This is a genomic window from Spiractinospora alimapuensis (assembly GCF_018437505.1).
GTDB lineage: Bacteria > Actinomycetota > Actinomycetes > Streptosporangiales > Streptosporangiaceae > Spiractinospora > Spiractinospora alimapuensis.
In genome coordinates this window covers 3,790,058-3,807,908 of sequence record NZ_CP072467.1, presented here as the reverse complement: position 1 = coordinate 3,807,908, position 17,851 = coordinate 3,790,058, and the positions used below count along the sequence as shown (strand labels likewise).

Sequence of the window (17,851 nt, the reverse complement as noted above, 5' to 3'; positions counted from 1 at the left end):
ACCTCGCTCTCTCGATGCGTTGGGGGACGGAGAGGATTGCCAGGGAGGATTGGGGGACGGACGGGGCGTCGCCGGGGTGGGTCGGGTCCGTCGGGTCCACCAGCGTGGACACACCGCGTGGTGGTGCGGTCACGACCCCGTCGCCGGCGCGGCCCCGACCGCGGTCAGCACAGGTCGTCGACGGTCAGGTCGCCGGGGAGGTTGTCCTCGGTGAACCCGAACGGCTCGATGATCTCCAGCAGGCGACCGCTCTCCTGGAAGTCCGCCAGTACCCCGTTGACGGCCTCCACGATCTCGGTGTCCTCCTGTCGGAAGGCGAACCCTCCGGCGCCGATCTGCTCCTCACCGTCGATCACCGGCGTGTATCCATCGGTGACCTCGAACTCGTCCTCGGCCTCGCGCTCCTGCAGCATCCAGTTCAACGAGATGTTGGTCAGCGCGATCGCGTCCACCCGGCCGGACTCCAGGAACTCGAACGCCGTCACCTGGTCGTCCACGGCCTCCAACTGACCACTGGGGACACCGAGTTCCTCGGCGAAGGTCTGCTCCACCGCCGCGTTCAGGACGCACAGCGTGATGTCGGAGTTCCCGGCGACGTCCTCGAAGGTCTCGATACCCTCCGGGTTGCCGACGGGGACCATGAACGCGGTCTGTCCCTGGTACTCCGGGTTGGAGAAGGCGACCTCCGAGCACCGGTCCGGGATGATCGACATGCCCGCCGCCACGAAGTCGAAGCGGTCGGAGGTGAGTCCCGGGATCAGCCCGTCCCACGCCACCGGGTCGGCTCGGACCTCGTCGATACCGAGCTCGGCGAAGATGGCCTTGGCGAGTTCGGGGGACTCACCGGTCAGCTCCCCCGCGTCGTCGACGAACCCGTAGGGCTGCTCGTTGGCGATCCCGGCCCGGATGTAGCCCTGCTCCTGGAGGCGCTCCAGGGTGAGGGGCCCCTCCTCACCGTTCTCGGATCGGGAGCACGCCGACAGCAGCACCGGTCCGGTGACCGCGACCAGGCCGACGCCGCCGGCGCGATAGAGGAAGTCCCGGCGGCGCACCAGTCTGGTCCTCGATGGCTTCATCTCTTCTCCTCACGTCACAAGCCGACGGCGCGCCGCACACTGACGTGTGGACGACGAAACGCCGCGAAAGTGGAAGATGTGTCGTTCTTCTCGAGCCGCGGGATCTCCTTCGTTTTGCGACCTCATCAGGACGCAATGTATCTCACTTCGGTCGATATCTCATGTATCGAAATCTGATCGTCATTCAAGTTGCGCCCAAGAGTTGCGTTGTGCGCCAATCAGGCGGCATTGGTGGGGTGAGTGACGGATGACATTGCGTTGTCGCCCGACACTTGGGGAGTCGCGCTTCCATTTCACCGAACGGGCTGGTCACGACCATCGCCGACGAAAATCCCGAAAAACCGGCGATGTGGCCGCGACGACGGAGTCGGGGCATCGGACTTTGCGTCGTCCCGCTGTTACGGACTCGCTGGTCGTCCGGCCGGGACGAATAGCCCGCGGGCGCGGGAACCCAGCGGGCGCGACAGATCACGACGCCTCGCGCGTGATTGCGACACCGGCGCCGTCGCGCACCACATTAGGTCGACGGTGCGACAAAGAATTGTCGGACACCGGACGTGGCGCGCGCGGGGATGTCCGCATGACAGTGGGGCGGGTGGACCCCCACCCGCCCCACACACGACCACCGTCAATCTCCTCGCCCAGGACCGATGCTCGCCGGCCCGGGGAGGGAGGGCTTAGCTGTCCTCCGTCACCAAGGGGTAGACGCCGTTCTCGTCGTGTACCTCGCGGCCGGTGACCGGCGGGTTGAAGACGCAGAGCACACGGAAGTCCGACTTGGGACGTACCGTGTGCCGCTCGTGCCCGTTCAGGAGATAGAGGGTGCCCGGAACGATGTGGTGCACCTCCCCGGTCTCCTCATTGGTGAGCTCGGCCTCGCCTTCGACGCAGTGCACGAGTTCGATGTGGTTGGCGTACCACATCGTGGTCTCGGTGCCGGCGTAGAGCACGGTCTCGTGGAAGGAGAAGCCGACCCCCTCCTTGGCCAGGATGACGCGGCGGCTGCGCCAGGTCTCGCTCTGTACGTCGCGGTCGGTGCCGTCGACTTCGTCCAGGCTGCGAACAATCACGGGTGGTTCCTTACTCAGTGCTGGGCCGGATGGCGACTGGACCAGCGAACGCTGGTGGGCGGGACGCTGTCCCTCGGATGCTCTGCCGACAGGGATGCTATGCCGGTTGGAGCGTGCTGGCGAGGGCCGCGGTGACGGACTCGCCAAGGATGTCCAGACCGCGCTCCAGCTCCGCGTTCGTGGTGGTGAGCGGCGGCAGCAGCTTCACCACTTCGTCCTCGGGACCGGAGGTCTCCAGCAGCAGTCCACGCTGGAACGCCTCAGAGCACGCCGCACCGGCGACCTCGGGGCGTTCGAAGACGATGCCGCGGGCCAGACCCCGTCCCCGCACGTCGGCGACCACGTCACCGTGCGCGGTGGCGATCGCTTTCAGGCGCTCCTCCACCAGGGCCCCCTTCGCGGCCGTCTCCCGCTGGAGTTGGTCGTCCCGCCAGTAGGTGTCCAGCGCGGCCGTGGCCGTGACGAACGACGGGTTGGGGCCCCGGAAGGTGCCGTTGTGCTCTCCGGGCTCCCAGACGTCCAGCTCGCGGCGCATCAGGGTCAACGCCAGCGGCAGACCGTACCCACTGATCGACTTGGACAGCGTCACGATGTCGGGCGCGATGCCGGCGTCCTCGAAGCTGAAGAACGAACCGGTGCGCCCACACCCCATCTGGATGTCGTCGGCGATGAGCAGGATGTCGTGCTCACGGCAGAGATCGGCGAGCCCCCGCAGCCACTCGGTGCTGGCGACGTTGACGCCTCCCTCACCCTGGACGGTCTCCACGATGACGGCGGCCGGCTTGTCCAGGCCGCTGCCGCTGTCCTCCAGCAGGCTGCGCAGCCACAGGAAGTCAGGCGTCTGACCGTCCAAGTAGTTGTCGAACGGCATCGTCGCGGAGTGGCTGAGGGGCACACCCGCGCCGCCACGCTTCATGGAGTTGCCGGTCACGGCCAGCGCACCGAGGGTCATGCCGTGGAAGGCGTTGGTGAAGCTGACGACGGTCTCGCGCCCCGTGTACTTCCGGGCGAGCTTCAGCGCGGCCTCCACCGCGTTGTTCCCGGACGGTCCCGGGAACTGCACCTTGTAGTCGAGTCCGCGCGGCGCGAGGATCGTCTCCTCGAACGTACCCAGGAACTCCGCCTTGGCGCCGCTGTAGGCGTCCAGGGTGTGGGTGATCCCGTCGCGCTCCAGGTACTCGATGAGTTTTCGTTTCAGTGCCGGGTTGTTGTGTCCGTAGTTGAGGGTCCCGGCCCCCGCGAAGAAGTCAAGGTAGGAACGCCCCGACTCATCCTGGATCTGGCTGCCGCGCGCCTCGGTGAAGACGGCTGGCCAACCGCGACAGTAGCTGCGGACTTCTGATTCCAGCCGTTCGAAGATCTCCATGGTGATGAACCTTGTGGCCCTTTCCCAGGGTTTTGGGTGATGACACGGGTGTCATGAGCTGGCCAGGGGTGCGGAGAGAGGGCCGATGCGAACCAGCTCCTCCCGTTCGTGCCCCCCTGACTCGGTCGGAAAGTGCTCGCGCTCGAAGAGGGCGCTCCACTGTGGGTCACATCCGTTGTCCCGGGCGAAGGACGCGAAGAGTGCCCGGGAGGCGGTGTTGTCCGGAGTGACCGTGGCCTCGACGTAGCGAACGCCGAGGCTGGCGCAGATCCGACCGACATGGTCGAGCATCCGGCGGGCGAGTCTGTGACCACGAACATGCTGGTCAACGCCCACCTGCCAGAGGAAATAGGTGTCGGCGGCCCGTGGCCGCACGTAGCCCGTCACGAAGCCGCGGACCTCTCCCGTCTGGTCCCGGGACACCACCGAGGTCTCGGAGAAGTCTCGACACCAGAGGGTGTAGGCATAGGGAGAGTTCACGTCCAATCCGCATGAGGCGGCGAGGGCCCACAGCGCCTTGCCGTCCTCAAGCCGCGGCGTCTCCACCGTGAGTTCGGGGGTGACGCCGGCCGCAACACTTCGTTCATCAGGCACGCTCACCGAACATAGCGAACGTCGCTGAACCGGTGGCGCGACGACAAACTGGCGGGATGTTTGAGCCCGCCACGAGTGGGTAGGTTTAGCCTTTTTTGGCCACTTTAGGACCCGCTTCCGGCCGGGAACTCCGATGCGGCAGATCACATCGCGACGCGGAAATCGGTGCGCACCCAGGGATTTGACGCGTCCCGCCGGGGCCGGGAGGTCGGCCACGATCGAGGAGGTCGTCGCCGGCGCGGCGGAGCCGTCACGGACACATTAAGGCACTTCGGTCGGACTTTAAGCATGGGCTATGCCACAGGGATTGGCGACGTCACGCGCCCTTTATGACAACAGGGAAAAGTTTGCGGACAAGCTGTAGTACGACGTACTGTAGTACTACAGCGGGTCGGATGCCGGTACCCGCTCATTCACTTGGAGGTGAGCTCCCATGAACCGCCTGTACCACGACAGTGAGGACTGGGTGAACCAGGGTGCGTGCCGGCAGTACGACCCCGAACTCTTCTTCCCCGTCAGCAGCACGGGGATCGGCGGCGCCGACACCGCTCTCGCCAAGGCGATCTGCCGAACCTGCGTCGTCCGCCAGGAGTGCCTGAGCTGGGCCGTCCGCGCTGGGGAGTCCCACGGCGTCTGGGGCGGCACCACCCCCGAGGAACGTCGCTACCTGCGCACCGAGTTGGCGCCGGCGAGCTGAGTCGGACACGCCACGTCTCGTCTAGCGTGGACTCCACGCCAAGCGGTGAGAATACGCAAGGGGGCCCCGACACGATCCCCGACGCCGCGGCACCCACGGGGCACGTGGGGCGGGACAGGAGGTAGGGAATGCGGACTCGCCACAGTGGGAACTCACCACGTTGGTCGTCCGACCGATCGGTGAGTCGCTCACCGCGCTGGGCGCTGGGCGCCGCCGTGGGCCTGGCCGCCGGTGGCCTTCTACTCGCCACGGCTGGCCCCGCCTCGGCGCACAACGTGCTGGTGGAGTCCACCCCGCAGGACGGGGAAACGTTGGACAGCGCACCGGACCAGGTGGAGCTCGTGTTCAACGAGGAGGTCCCCGTCTAGCGTGGACTCCACGCCAAGCGGTGAGAATACGCAAGGGGGCCCCGACACGATCCCCGACGCCGCGGCACCCACGGGGCACGTGGGGCGGGACAGGAGGTAGGGAATGCGGACTCGCCACAGTGGGAACTCACCACGTTGGTCGTCCGACCGATCGGTGAGTCGCTCACCGCGCTGGGCGCTGGGCGCCGCCGTGGGCCTGGCCGCCGGTGGCCTTCTACTCGCCACGGCTGGCCCCGCCTCGGCGCACAACGTGCTGGTGGAGTCCACCCCGCAGGACGGGGAAACGTTGGACAGCGCACCGGACCAGGTGGAGCTCGTGTTCAACGAGGAGGTCCTGGAGGGCGGCAACGGCATCGTCGTCACCGGCCCCAACGGTTCCACCTACGAGGACGGCGAGGTCCAGACCGACACCGAGCGGGCGTGGATCGGCCTCTCCCCGCTGGACCAGGCCGGCGACTACACGATCAACTACCGGATCATCTCCGCCGACGGGCACCCGCTCGAGGACTCATTGGGCTTCACGCTCGCCGACGAGGCCGTCCCCTCGGACGAGGCGACCGACGCCCAGGACCCCAACGGAACGACCGACGACGGGTCACCCGAGGAGACCGACTCCGAGGACCCGGTGGCCGACCTCGCGATGCCGCCATGGGTCGCGGTCGTCATCGCCATCGCCGTGGTGGGGATCGTCGTCTCGATCCTGATCCGGTTCATGCGCTCACGGGGAAACTCCGACGCCTGACGGCGGCCCTTCCCAGCCCAACCGAACGTGGTGTCGGGCTCGGCGTACCCACGGACGCGTCTTCAAGCCGAACGCGACCGGAGACACACCTCCGCCAGGGTGACCTAACGGCCGCGACGGATCAGCAGAATACTGATGTTGTCCCGCCCCGACCCGTCCATCGCCGCCTGCCACAGCGTCCGTACGGCGGCCTCGTCGCTCGACGCGGCGGCCAGCAGTTGCTCCATCTCGTCCGGGGAGACGAGGTCGGACAGGCCGTCACTGCACACGAGCCAGCCGTCGGCGTCGGTCGCCTCGTCGGTGCCGACGTGGGGCTCCATGGCCGAGGCGCCACTCCCGCCCAGGGACTGGGTGATGAAGTTCGTCGTCGCGGGGCGGCCGTCCTCCGACGGGGGAAGCGGTGGGGAGTCGTCCATCGACAACTGTTCCAGCCGGCTGCCGCGCACCCGGTAGGCCCGGGAGTCGCCCACGTTGAACCAGTAGTTGGTGTCCGCGGTGCAGAGGATGCCGGCGACCGTGGTCCCCATCCCGTAGAACTCCTGGATCTGCTCCGCGTGGTCGCGGATCTCGGAGTCCACCTGCTTCAGCAACTGACCGACGAGTTCCGGATCGCTGATCTGCGCGCCGGTCTCGGCCATGCGGCGCACCGCGTGCTCCGAGGCGACCTCGCCCGCAGCGTGCCCGCCGAGACCGTCGGCGACCGCGAGGATCAGCGGCTCGCGCACCGGGAGGACGCACCGCGCCGGGGACAGCATGTCCGCGCAGGCCACGGTCAGCGTGCCCATGACGATGGCGTCCTGGTTGCTCTTTCGCACGGCGCCTCTATGGGTAAGAGCCGTGACCGTGACTGTCTCCGCCTCAACACCCATGCGCCTTACCTCCTGTGTATCCACGGCCGGCACCAGTGAACATCATGGTGGAAAACGTCGGATAGTGCCGACTTCCACCGGCTAACGACGGGGAACCGTCACGGTTGGTCACGTGGAGCGTGTCCACCCCTCCATGGCCAACCTGCCGGTTCCCGCACATGGGGTACACCCCCGCGACACCAGCATCTCACCCACCACGTCACTGCCGGCATAGCCGACGATCGCGATGCGGTGACCGGCCCCCTGGCACGAGGGGCACACGATTAGCAGTTCCACGCCCCTCAGCTTAGGACCAACGGAGAGTCATGGCGAGAAGGGGGAACGACAAGAGGGGCGGGCGCCTAGGTTCGCCCGCCCCTCTCACTCAACGCCCCACGGGGTCGTCAAGGACGCGTCCTGCTCACTCCTCGGTGGCCGACGCCGCGTTACGACGCTTGCGCGCGAGGTACATCGCGCCGCCACCGCCACCCAGGGCGGCGACCGCGGCCGCGACGAGGCCGCCCAGCGCGGCACCGGTCACGGGGAGACCACCGTCGGCGTCTTCCTTGCCGTCCTCGTCGTCCTCGTCTTCCTTGCCGTCCTCGTCCTCAGGACCCTCGTCCTCGTCTTCGTCCTCGTCCTCAGGCGGGTTCTGGTCGTCCCCGTCGTCCTCGTCGTCGTCCTCGTCTTCGTCTTCGTCTTCGTCTTCGTCCTCGTCCTCGTCTTCGTCGTCGATCGGGTCGCCGGCGACGGAGGTGACGTGGATCGGCTCGGCGTCGACCGGGTCACAGTCGGTGGTGAGGGTGCCACTCGCCTGCTCGACGGTCGTCGAGATGGTGCCGGGGACGAACACGAGGTCACCGGGGTTGGTCAGGTCCAGCGCCGCGGCGTCGGGCTCGGACCAGGAGATCTCGTCCTCGCCTGGCGTGTACGCCTCGGTGTTCTGGACGGAGAAGCTGACGCCGTCCGTTGGCGCAGCGTCGCCGGACACACCGAAGGCGACGCTGGCGGTCGCCCCGCCGGCCTCGACCGACTCGCCCGGGTAGGAGAAGTAGAGGCCGTCGGACGAACCGATGACCTCGATGGTCTGACCGGTCTCGGCCTCGTCCGGCCCAGCGAAGGTGACCTCAAGCGAGGTGGGGTGCGACTCACCGTTGGGGTCGACACAGTTGTAGTCGACCTCGGCCGTGCTACCCGGCGTGTCCAGGGTCTGGGGAGCCTGGCGAGGGTCCAGGGTCAGCTCCTGGTCCGCGGTGTCGGCCATCGCGGCGGGGGCGGCGATGGCGAGACCGAAGCCGACGAACGTCGTCGCGGCGAATCCGGTGAGGGTCCTGGTTTTCCTGCGAGACACGAAGGATCTCTCCTATAAGACTCGGGTTGAAGGGGGGAGCGGCTCGGAACCTCACCGAGTCACGCTCCGGAGGTTGGCACCGCGACCGGCCTGGGGGCGGCGTTGTCGGGGTCAGGGGGCCGCTGGCGAGCTGTGCTCTCCCGGCAGCGCCGGCGAATGAGGCCAACCGGAACTCACTTTAACCACGAGCCACACACCAGTAGAAGGTCCCCCCCAAATCCACTTCAGTCACACCAATTCGCCATGAGCGTGACATAGATCACATCACATTACATTCCGTGATCGAGATCGAGAGGTCGATCGCCTTATCCAGGCGAAGATCATTACTCTGTGTTCATCCAGGTCCGTGGTTCACCGATGGTTTACACGGGATTCGTCCGTGACCTAATTCGGCCAGAGCGGACCTCTCACACCAAGGTGACATAGGCGACTCCACGGGCGTCGGCCGCGACCGCGGCGCGTCGCGGGCGTGAAGACGCCTCTGGCCTCCGCCCTCGTAGGGCGGAGGCCAGAGGTCGACGGGCGTGCGGTCAGGGTTCGTGCAGTATCCGGACCAGACTGCGCAGGTCGGCGACCGCGGCGTCCAGGTCCCGCAACGCACGGCGCACACCGGGCTCCGCCTCGCCGAGTTGCCCGCGCAGTGTCCCCACCTCGGCGTTGACCGTCTCCACCTGTCGAATGAGCTGGGAGGCGAACCCCTCGCCCGATTCGCTCTCGTTGGCGTCCCCGACGTAGCTGCTGAGCAGTGCCGCCTGCTCGTGGAGACGTTGGCGGGCCTGGTAGAGCTCGATGAACACCTCGACCTTCGAGCGCAGCACCCATGGGTCGAACGGTTTGGAGAGATAGTCGATGGACCGCGAGGAGTAGCCCCGGAACACCTGGTGCCGGTCGATGCCCGCGCCGGTCAGGAAGATGATCGGTACGTCCTTGGTGCGCTCACGCTGCTTGATGTGAGCGGCCGTCTCGAAGCCGTCCATGCCCGGCATCATGACGTCCAGGAGGATCACCGCGAAGTCCCGCTCCAACAGCGCCTTCAGGGCATCCTCACCGGACGTGGCCCGCACCAGGTTCTGGTCGAGCGAGGCGAGGATGGCCTCCAGTGCCGTGAGATTGTCCTCGCGGTCGTCGACGAGGAGGATGTTCACCTGCAAGCGGGCATCTCCTTCTGCAACACATGCCTAGTTCTGTTCGGCGTCCCACGACGGATCCAACCACGCTCGCATCACGTCGAGCAGATGATCCAGGTTGATGGGCTTTGTGACGTAGTCCGACGCCCCGTGCTCAAGGCTACGCTCTCGATCGCCCCGCATCGCCTTCGCCGTGAGCGTGATGATCGGCAGGTCAGCGAACTGCGGCATTTCCCGGATCCGCCGCGTGGTCTCGTCGCCGTCGAGCTCCGGCATCATGATGTCCATGAGCACGAGCGCGATGTCGTCGTTGGCCTCCAGCTTGGCGATTCCCGTGGCGCCGTTCTCCGCGTAGAGCACCCGCAGGCCGTGCGCCTCCAGTGCGCTGGTCAGGGCGAAGACGTTGCGGATGTCGTCGTCGACGATGAGCACGCGTTTGCCCCGCAGCACACCGTCGCGCTCCGGAGAGGCCGTACTCGCCGAGGCGATCATCGTGCTTGGTTCGCTCTTGAGCTGCGGCGTGGGTCCGGTCAGCGGGGTGTCGGGCACCTCGCCCGACGACGGGAGCAGCGACTCGCTCAGCAGTCCCGTCGTCGGGAACTCGGCGTCGACCGCGACAGCCTCTCCTGTTCGCTCCCCATCCTGCTCGGCGAGCTCGTCCGGCAGGTGCACGGGCAGGACCAGGGTGAACGTGCTGCCGGTCGCGACCGTCGACGCGACGCTCACCTCACCGCCGAGCAGCCGTGCGAGGTTGCGACTGATGGACAGCCCCAATCCCGTCCCGCCGAAGCGACGCGACGTGCCGCCGTCGCCCTGGTGGAACGCCTCGAAGATGAGCTGGAGCTGCTCCGGTGGAATCCCCGGTCCCGTGTCCACCACGGAGAAGGCCACCGCCTCGTCGCTCGGCACGGAGGCGGCGACGTCCATGTCCGCCAGCTCCGACGCTGGGTGGATCCGCAGTCGGACCTCGCCGCTGGAGGTGAACTTCAGCGCGTTGGACAGGAGGTTGCGCACGACCTGCTTCAGGCGCTGCTCGTCCGTCCACAGTTCCTGTGGGATCTCCCGGGAGACCTCGATCGTGAAGGCGAGGCCCTTCTCGTTCGCCAGCGCTCGGAACGACGCCTCCACGTACTCCACGAGTTGTGGAATCGAGACCTCGCCGGGGTTCACCTCCATGCGCCCCGCCTCGACCTTGGAGAGGTCGAGGATGCCGTCGATCTGTTGCAGGAGATCCGTCCCCGCCTTGTGGATGGTGCGGGAGAACTCGACCTGCTTGGAGGTGAGGTTGCCCTCCGGGTTGTCCGCGAGCAGGCGGGCGAGGATCAACAGGCTGTTCAGCGGGGTCCGCAGCTCGTGGGACATGTTGGCCAGGAACTCGGACTTGTACTTGTAGGAGGCGTGCAACTGCCGGGCCCGTTCCTCCAACGACTGTCGGGCGCGTTCGATCTGCCGGTTCTGCAGTTCGATGGCGCGGTTGCGGTTGGCGAGCTGGCCGGCCTGCGCGTGCAGCTCGGTGTTCTTCTCCCGCAGCTCCTCCTGCTGGCGCTGCAGCTCGTTGGTGCGTTCCTGCAGCTCCGTCGCGAGCTGCTGCGACTGTGCCAGCAGGTACTCGGTGCGCACATTGGCGAGGATGCTGCTGATCGTCGCCCCGATGAGGTCGACGAGCTGACGCAGGAAGTTCAGGTGGATGGGGCGGAACTCCGTGAACGACGCCAGCTCCAGCGCGCCCAACACACGCCCCTCGGAGACGATCGGGAAGATCGCGAGGCTCAGCGGCGGCGAGTCCCCGACCCCGGACTCGATCCGCACGTAGTCACCGGGGACCTGGTGCAGTAGCAGCTCCTGGCGCTGCGCGATGACCTGCCCGGCGAGACCGTCGCCCGGAGTGATCCGGCGCTGCGACTTCTTGGGCCGGTAGCCGTAGCCGGCGTAGAGCCGGTAGGACTCCTCACCGTCGCCGTCCAGCAGGTAGCAGGCGCCGTACTGGGCCTCCACCAGCGGCGTCACCTCGCTCATGATGAGGCGCGCGAGTTCGTGGAGGTCGCGATGCCCCTGGACCATCCCGGAGATCCGGGCGAGGTGGCTCTTCAGCCAGTCCTCGTCCTGCTGGGCGTTGGTCGACGCCCGCAGGTTGGAGACCATCAGGTTGATGTTGTCGCGGAGCTTGCTCAGCTCGCCGCGCGCCTCGACCGTGATCGACTGGGTGAGGTCGCCCCGGGTGACGGCGCTGGCCACGTCGCCGATCGCCCGCACCTGGGTCGTCAGGTTGCCGGCGAGCTCGTTCACCCGGTCCGTCAACTGCTTCCACGTGCCCGAGACGCCCTCGACCCGTGCCTGGCCACCGAGCTGCCCCTCGCTGCCGACCTCCCGTGCCACCCGGGTGACCTCGTCGGCGAACGCCGACAACTGGTCCACCATCGTGTTCACGGTGTCCTTCACTTCCAGGATCTCACCGTGGGCGTCCACCGTGATCTTCTTCGTCAGGTCACCCCGAGCGACGGCCGTCGTCACCTGCGAGATGTTGCGCACCTGCGTGGTGAGGTTGTGCGACATCGAGTTGACGTTCTCGGTGAGGTCCTTCCAGATCCCCGAGACGCCCATCACGTTCGCCCGGCCACCGAGCTGGCCTTCGGTACCCACCTCACGCGCGACGCGCGTGACCTCGGCCGCGAATGCGGAGAGCTGGTCGACCATCGTGTTGATGGTCTCCTTGAGCTCCAGGATCTCGCCCCGTGCGTCGACCGTGATCTTCTTGGTGAGGTCGCCGCGCGCCGCCGCGGTGGTGACCACGGAGATCTGGCGCACCTGGCGGGTCAGGTTGTCGGCCATGGAGTTGACGTTGTCGGTGAGGCCCTTCCAGACACCCGACACGCCCGGCACCGTCGCCTGGCCGCCGAGCTGGCCCTCGGTACCCACTTCCCGCGCCACCCGGGTGACCTCGTCGGCGAACGCCGACAACTGGTCCACCATCGTGTTCACGGTGTCCTTCACTTCCAGGATCTCGCCGTGCGCGTCAACGGTGATCTTCTTCGTCAGGTCACCGCGGGCGACAGCGGTCGTCACCTGCGAGATGTTGCGCACCTGCGTGGTGAGACTGTTCGCCATGGAGTTGACGTTGTCGGTGAGGTCCTTCCAGATGCCCGACGCGCCCTTGACGTTGGCGCGGCCACCGAGCTTGCCCTCGGTACCCACCTCGCGGGCGACCCGGGTGACCTCGTCGGCGAAGGAGTCGAGCTGGTCCACCATCGTGTTCACGGTGTTCTTCAGCGACAACATCTCGCCCTGAACGTCCACCGTGACCTTGCGGGTCAGGTCGCCCCTGGCGACCGCGGTCGTCACCTGTGCGATATCCCGCACTTGGTCGGTGAGGTTGTCGGCCATGGAGTTGACGTTGTTCGTCAGGTCCTTCCAGATGCCCGACACGCCCTTGACGTTGGCGCGCCCGCCCAGCTTGCCCTCGGTACCCACTTCACGGGCCACGCGGGTGACCTCGTCGGCGAAGGAGTCGAGCTGGTCCACCATCGTGTTCACGGTGTTCTTCAGCGACAACATCTCGCCCTGAACGTCGACGATGACCTTACGGGTCAGGTCACCCTCGGCCACCGCCGTGGTGACGCGGGAGATGTCGCGTACCTGGTCGGTGAGCCGTCCGGCCATACCGTTGACCGCTTCGGTCACGTCGCGCCACGCGCCGGAGACGCCCTCCACGCGGGCCCGCCCGCCCAACTTGCCCTCGGTACCCACTTCACGGGCCACGCGGGTCACCTCGCCGGTGAACCCTGACATCTGGTCCGCCATCCGGTTCACGGAGCTCGCGAGCCGGAGGAGGTCACCGTGCAGGGGACCGGTCCGGCTGTTCAGGTCGACCCGTTGCTCCAGGTCGCCGTCGGCCACCGCGTCCAGAACCTCCGCGACGGAGGACACCGGTTCGTTGACCTGCTCCAGGATCCGGTTGATCGCACGCACGTTGCGGCCCCACGCGCCGCGCGTCTGCTCCACCGAGACCTGCTCGTGCAGGCGGCCCTCGGTACAGACGGCTCCGCTGACGCGTTGCAGCTCGTCGCTGAGGTGCTGCCAGTTGTCCAGCACCTGGTTCAACACCGTCGCGATCTCCGCCTGCGTGCCCTCCGCGGCGGGCTCCAGCCGAACGCTGAAGTCGCCGTCGCGCATGGCACGCAGCACGTTCAGAAGCCTCTCCGGCTCCCGCGTCCCGGGCCTCGTCGTCTTGGCCACGGCGCCCCCTCTCGTTCGGCTCCGTTAGAAAGACTGCCGTCATCGGTGCTGGATGGACAGTGCTGTTTGGAAAGGCATCCCGATACGTTGCCCCTACCAGCACCGAACCTTCACTTCACGCGATAGCCTACGAATTCACCATGCCACACCCGAAAGTCGCCCACCGGGAGTTCCCCGCCACCCCCGAGACCGTGGGCACCGTGCGGGAGTTCACCCGCGGAGTTCTGCGGGACTGGGAGCGAGACGCGGTCATCGAGGACGCGACGCTCCTCGTCAGCGAACTCACGACCAATGCTGTCCTGCACGCGGGAACCCCCGTCGAGGTGACGGTGCGTGACCTGACCGACGTCGTGGAGATCGCCGTCGCGGACCGGCTGCCGGAACGCCCGGTTCCTCAGGCCGGGCCGCTGGACGTCGACACCTCGCCCTCCACCGACTCCACCCGTAACGGTGGCATGGGTCTGGGACTCGTCGCCGCCATCGCCCAGAGCTGGGGCGTGAGCTACTCCGGCGACCGCAAGGCGGTGTGGATCCGGGTGGCCGAGGTGCCGACGACCGGTGGGACGGGATCGACGCTGCTGCTGCCGCCGGCGACCGAACAACAGACCGAGCCCCGTCGACGCCCCGACCCCTGGGGTGCGCTGGACTCCGCCCTCGCCGAACGCCTGGCCCTGGACGAGCTCCTGGAACGCACGGTCGAGGTCGCCCGCGGCGTCCTGGCTGGCGACGCCGCCTACATCGCGCTGGCGACCACGGACGAGACCCTGTGGGAGGTGCGGTCCGCGGTGGGCCTCGCCTACCCGCTGCTGCCTTTCACGAGTCGGACCGAGGAAACCTTCCCGTCCGCCGCTCCCGGCCCCGGACCGTTGATCAACGACGACGTGATGCTGGCCCGGGCACATCGTGGGATGCTCGCCAGCGCGGGAATGCGCTCGCTGGTCACCGCTCCGCTCATCGTCGAGGGCCGGATCACCGGCCTGATCGGTGTCGCCTCCTCCAGTCCCGGCCGTTTCAGCAAGTCCGCGGCGAGTGTGCTGCAGCAGGGCGCGGACCGGATCGCGCTGCCGGTCGAACGCGCGCGTCTGGCCCAGGTCGAGCTGGCGCGGCGCGCCAGCCTGAGCTTCCTGGCCGAGGCCAGCGACCTCCTGGCCGGCACGCTGGACGAGCGCATGACCGCGGCCCTGACGGCGCAGCTCATCACGTCGCGACTGGGCGCGTGGTGCGGCGTGTTCACCACGACCGAGACCAACAACCTGCGACTCGTGTACGCGGCACACGCCGACGAGGAGTACACCGACGCGTTGCGCCTGTTGTTGGAGGCGCTCCCGCCGCACGAGCAGGAGCATCCGCAGCGCCTCTGGGACGACGCCGACCTCAGCGCGGCCGGTCTGCGCCAGGAACTCGCCAAGGAGATCGCCGACGGCCCGGCCGTGTGCCTGCCGTTGCTGGCCCGTGGTCGACGGCTGGGTCTGCTGGCCATCGGGCAACGCCCGGGCGCGGACTTCGGCCAGGGCGACATCGACGTCACCGACGACTTCGCCCGCCGGGTGTCCTCGGCGCTGGAGAACGCGCGTCTGTACTCCAACCAGACGTCGATGAGCGAGGCGCTGCAGCGCAGCCTCCTTCCAGCACAGCGTCCCGACATCCCGGGCGTGGACTACGCGGTCTTCTACCAGCCCGCCGGTGAGCGCACCGTCGTCGGTGGCGACTTCTACGACGTGTTCGCGGCCGACAACCGCTGGTGTTTCGCCGTGGGTGACGTCTGCGGCACCGGGCCGGAGGCGGCCTCCATCACGGGCCTGGCTCGGCACACCCTGCGTGCCCTCGCCCGGGAGGGCTTCTCGCCCGCCCACATCATGCACCGGCTCAATCTCGCGATCCTCGACGAGAACCCGTCCACCCGGTTCCTGACCATGCTCTACGGCGAGCTCACGGCGGCCCGCCGGCCGGAGGAGGGCATGCGGCTGCGTATGGTCTCGGCCGGTCATCCGCTGCCCCTGCGTCTGCGGCCCTCGGGGGACGTGGAGTCGATCGGGAGTTCCCAGCCGCTGCTGGGTGCCTTCGAGGACGTGGACTTCTTCACCGAGGCCGTGGAGATCCATCCCAAGGACGTGGTGTTGGCGGTGACCGACGGGGTGACCGAACGCCGCAACGGGGACGACATGTTGGGTGACGAGGGCCTGACCAAGATCTTCAACACCTGCTCCGGCCTGACGGCGCAGGCGGTCATCGCCCGGATCGAACGCGAGCTGATGGCGTTCGCCCCGGGCGGCCACACCGACGACACCGCCATGTTGGTCCTCCGGTTCCTCTGAGCCGTACCCCGCACCAACCACGAGGCAGCCCTCCTCCCTCCCCCACCAGGATTTCGCCGCCCCAATCAGGACTCCGGCACAACGAACATGTGGGGGTGCTCCCCCCATTCACTCCAGCGGGGTTGCCCCCATCCACCTCACAACCAGCCCATCTCCTCCGCCGTGCGAATCGCCGACAACCGCGTGTCCGCACCCGTCTTCGTCATCGCCGACGACAAGTAGTTCCGCACCGTCCCGGGACTCAGGCTGAGGACGGTGGCGATCTCGGCGACGGACGCCCCGTCCGACGCGGCGCGCAGGACGTCGGTCTCGCGTTCGGTGAGGGGGCTCTCGCCGGAGGCCATGGCGGTGGCCGCGAGTTCGGAGTCGATGTAGCGGCCACCTGCCTGGACTTTTCGGATGGCTCCGGCCAACAGTTCGACGGGTGCGTCTTTGGCGAGGAAGCCGCGGGCGCCGGATTCCAGTGCGCGGCGGAGGAATCCGGGCCGACCGAAGCTGGTGAGGATGACGACGCCGCAGTTGGGGGCCGCGGTGCGTAGTTGGGCGGCGGCGTCGATGCCGGTCGCTCCGGGCATCTCGATGTCGAGGACGGCGATGTCGGCGCCGTGTTCCAGGACGGCGGGAACGACTTCGTCGCCGCGGCCGACCTCGGCCACGATGTCGAGGTCGTCCTCCATTCGCAGCAGTGCGGCGATGGCGCCGCGAACAAGGTGTTCGTCGTCGGCGAGGACGATCCGGGTCACGCGTCGCTCCTTGCGTGGTCGGTCCGATCCGGCGTCACGGTCGCCTCGCTTGGGTGGTGCGCCTCGTCGGTGGGGGAGGGTGTCGCCTTCGGTGGGGCGTCGGGGAGCAGTGCCCGAACGAGGAATCCTCCATCGGCCGTGGGGTTGGCGGTCAGGGTACCGTTGACCGCCGTCACCCGTTCGGTCAGGCCGCGCAGGCCGTTGCCGAAAGTGTGGCGTGATTCCGGCGCGGATCCGGTGTCGCCCGCGCCGTCGTTGAATATCTCCACGACGGCGACTTCCCCCCGGCGGGACAGGGTGATGTCGCACTGGCTCGCGGTGCTGTGGCGGAGGACGTTGGTGACGGCCTCGCGGATCACCCAGGCGGCCACACCGCGGTTGGCGAGGGTCATGTCGACGTCGCTGCCGGCGATGGTGCAGGTGGTGCCGCCGGCGTCCAGCACTTGGCGTACGTTGCTGATCTCCACCGCGAGGTCGAGTTCGCGGTAGTTGCTCACTGTCGCCCGCATCTCACGTAGTGCCTCGCGGGCGAGCGCCTGGACGGTCAGCATCTCCGCCGCGGCCCGGTCGGGGTCCCTGTGCGCGAGCCGCGCGGCGAGCTCACTCTTCACGGCGATGCCGGAAAGGCTGTGCCCGAGCAGGTCGTGCAGGTCGCGGGCGATGCGCTGGCGCTCCTCGGTGACAGCGAGGCGGGCCTGTACCCACCGGCTGTTGTGGGCGTCCTGCGCGACGTCCCACATGGTCGCGAACGCGTGGTTGGTCGCGGCGGAGAGTCCCGCCATGCCGAAGGTATAGAGATAGACGAACACGACCTCCCACAGTGGCGCCAACGGAAGAACGAGGACCGCCGCGACGCTCCAGGCGACACAAAGCCCGGTGGAGATGATCACCACTTGTCCGCGGGTGGCGACGAGCGTCACCACACCCCACCAGACGCCGATGTAGACACCCGAGGATGGCGTGAAGCCGTAGAACGAACACAGCAGTACCAGGGGGACGATGGACCCCCAGACGACGACGCTTCTCCGGAGCCGGCTGGGCATACCGAAGCGGAGTCGGTAGATCCAGTAGACGAGAACCGCCTGCAGCAGGCTGAGCGGGATTCCGAACGCGGCGGCGAACCAGAAGGCGTTGTCGAACTCGGGATAGACAAGCAGCGACGTCACCGCGAGGAGCGGGTAGAAGACGACGTTGAGCGCCCCGTATCCAAGGACGTAGCGTCGGGCTCTCCGCAGTCGCCTTCGGCTGGCGTCGTCCTGGGCGGACTCCAGTGTCGCCGTGGTGGATGGTGTGGGGGTCGCGGTGATCATCGTCTTCGCAG

The 17,851-nt window shown here is 67.7% G+C and carries 14 protein-coding genes; 4 read left to right on the top strand and 10 right to left on the bottom strand.

The window, feature by feature from the left end:
- Nucleotides 1-164: 164 nt before the first annotated feature.
- The 4 genes from ehuB to ectA form a co-directional block, all read right to left on the bottom strand.
- Nucleotides 165-1,076, bottom strand: coding sequence for an ectoine/hydroxyectoine ABC transporter substrate-binding protein EhuB (ehuB, locus tag J4H86_RS17690; protein WP_236538899.1), 912 nt, complete (start codon nucleotides 1,074-1,076; stop codon nucleotides 165-167).
- 677 nt (nucleotides 1,077-1,753) lie between these two features.
- Nucleotides 1,754-2,146, bottom strand: a complete 393-nt coding sequence (locus tag J4H86_RS17685; RefSeq protein ID WP_236538898.1) for an ectoine synthase — start codon at nucleotides 2,144-2,146, stop codon at nucleotides 1,754-1,756.
- 97 nt (nucleotides 2,147-2,243) lie between these two features.
- Complete coding sequence (ectB, locus tag J4H86_RS17680) at nucleotides 2,244-3,512, bottom strand: diaminobutyrate--2-oxoglutarate transaminase (RefSeq protein ID WP_236538896.1); 1,269 nt, start codon at nucleotides 3,510-3,512, stop codon at nucleotides 2,244-2,246.
- A 51-nt stretch (nucleotides 3,513-3,563) separates the two neighbouring features.
- The gene (gene ectA / locus J4H86_RS17675) at nucleotides 3,564-4,058 is read right to left on the bottom strand and encodes a diaminobutyrate acetyltransferase (protein ID WP_394356524.1); all 495 of its coding nucleotides are present in this window, start codon (nucleotides 4,056-4,058) and stop codon (nucleotides 3,564-3,566) included.
- A 481-nt stretch (nucleotides 4,059-4,539) separates the two neighbouring features.
- Here ectA and J4H86_RS17670 point away from each other — a divergent pair, with 481 nt between their 5' ends.
- The 3 genes from J4H86_RS17670 (at nucleotide 4,540) to J4H86_RS17660 (ending at nucleotide 5,913) form a co-directional block, all read left to right on the top strand.
- Nucleotides 4,540-4,803 (top strand): WhiB family transcriptional regulator, encoded by a 264-nt coding sequence (locus J4H86_RS17670; protein WP_236538892.1) that lies wholly within the window; start codon nucleotides 4,540-4,542, stop codon nucleotides 4,801-4,803.
- Nucleotides 4,804-4,982: 179 nt separating this feature from the next.
- Nucleotides 4,983-5,171, top strand: a complete 189-nt coding sequence (locus J4H86_RS17665) for a copper resistance CopC family protein (RefSeq protein WP_236538890.1) — start codon at nucleotides 4,983-4,985, stop codon at nucleotides 5,169-5,171.
- Nucleotides 5,172-5,325: 154 nt separating this feature from the next.
- Nucleotides 5,326-5,913, top strand: a complete 588-nt coding sequence (locus tag J4H86_RS17660; protein ID WP_236538889.1) for a copper resistance CopC family protein — start codon at nucleotides 5,326-5,328, stop codon at nucleotides 5,911-5,913.
- Between the two features lie 104 nt (nucleotides 5,914-6,017).
- Here J4H86_RS17660 and J4H86_RS17655 read toward each other — a convergent pair whose 3' ends face one another.
- The 4 genes from J4H86_RS17655 to J4H86_RS17640 all read right to left on the bottom strand — a co-directional run bounded on the left by J4H86_RS17655 (nucleotide 6,018) and on the right by J4H86_RS17640 (nucleotide 13,472).
- The gene (locus J4H86_RS17655; protein WP_394356393.1) at nucleotides 6,018-6,782 is read right to left on the bottom strand and encodes a PP2C family protein-serine/threonine phosphatase; all 765 of its coding nucleotides are present in this window, start codon (nucleotides 6,780-6,782) and stop codon (nucleotides 6,018-6,020) included.
- Nucleotides 6,783-7,182: 400 nt separating this feature from the next.
- Nucleotides 7,183-8,112 (bottom strand): hypothetical protein, encoded by a 930-nt coding sequence (locus J4H86_RS17650; protein WP_236538888.1) that lies wholly within the window; start codon nucleotides 8,110-8,112, stop codon nucleotides 7,183-7,185.
- 530 nt (nucleotides 8,113-8,642) lie between these two features.
- The gene (locus J4H86_RS17645) at nucleotides 8,643-9,263 is read right to left on the bottom strand and encodes a response regulator (RefSeq protein WP_236538887.1); all 621 of its coding nucleotides are present in this window, start codon (nucleotides 9,261-9,263) and stop codon (nucleotides 8,643-8,645) included.
- Nucleotides 9,264-9,290: 27 nt separating this feature from the next.
- Entirely contained in the window at nucleotides 9,291-13,472 is a 4,182-nt protein-coding gene (locus J4H86_RS17640) for a HAMP domain-containing protein (protein ID WP_236538886.1), read from the bottom strand.
- 140 nt (nucleotides 13,473-13,612) lie between these two features.
- Here J4H86_RS17640 and J4H86_RS17635 point away from each other — a divergent pair, with 140 nt between their 5' ends.
- Nucleotides 13,613-15,787 (top strand): SpoIIE family protein phosphatase, encoded by a 2,175-nt coding sequence (locus tag J4H86_RS17635; protein WP_236538885.1) that lies wholly within the window; start codon nucleotides 13,613-13,615, stop codon nucleotides 15,785-15,787.
- Nucleotides 15,788-15,924: 137 nt separating this feature from the next.
- On the opposite strand, the gene J4H86_RS17630 is transcribed toward J4H86_RS17635, so the two are convergent.
- A complete protein-coding gene (locus J4H86_RS17630) occupies nucleotides 15,925-16,530 on the bottom strand; it encodes a response regulator transcription factor (protein WP_236538884.1) in 606 nt (201 codons plus the stop codon).
- Nucleotides 16,527-17,840: a sensor histidine kinase gene (locus tag J4H86_RS17625; RefSeq protein ID WP_236538883.1), complete on the bottom strand. Its 1,314-nt coding sequence runs from the start codon at nucleotides 17,838-17,840 to the stop codon at nucleotides 16,527-16,529. Before J4H86_RS17625 ends, J4H86_RS17630 begins: the two co-directional genes overlap by 4 nt.
- Nucleotides 17,841-17,851: the final 11 nt, after the last annotated feature.

Coding starts and splice junctions, on each gene's coding strand:
- ehuB (WP_236538899.1), bottom strand. CDS start 1,076: ATGAAGCCATCGAGGACCAGACTGGTGCGCCGCCGGGACTTCCTCTAT.
- ectB (WP_236538896.1), bottom strand. CDS start 3,512: ATGGAGATCTTCGAACGGCTGGAATCAGAAGTCCGCAGCTACTGTCGC.
- J4H86_RS17670 (WP_236538892.1), top strand. CDS start 4,540: ATGAACCGCCTGTACCACGACAGTGAGGACTGGGTGAACCAGGGTGCG.
- J4H86_RS17655 (WP_394356393.1), bottom strand. CDS start 6,782: ATGGGTGTTGAGGCGGAGACAGTCACGGTCACGGCTCTTACCCATAGA.
- J4H86_RS17635 (WP_236538885.1), top strand. CDS start 13,613: ATGCCACACCCGAAAGTCGCCCACCGGGAGTTCCCCGCCACCCCCGAG.
- J4H86_RS17625 (WP_236538883.1), bottom strand. CDS start 17,840: ATGATCACCGCGACCCCCACACCATCCACCACGGCGACACTGGAGTCC.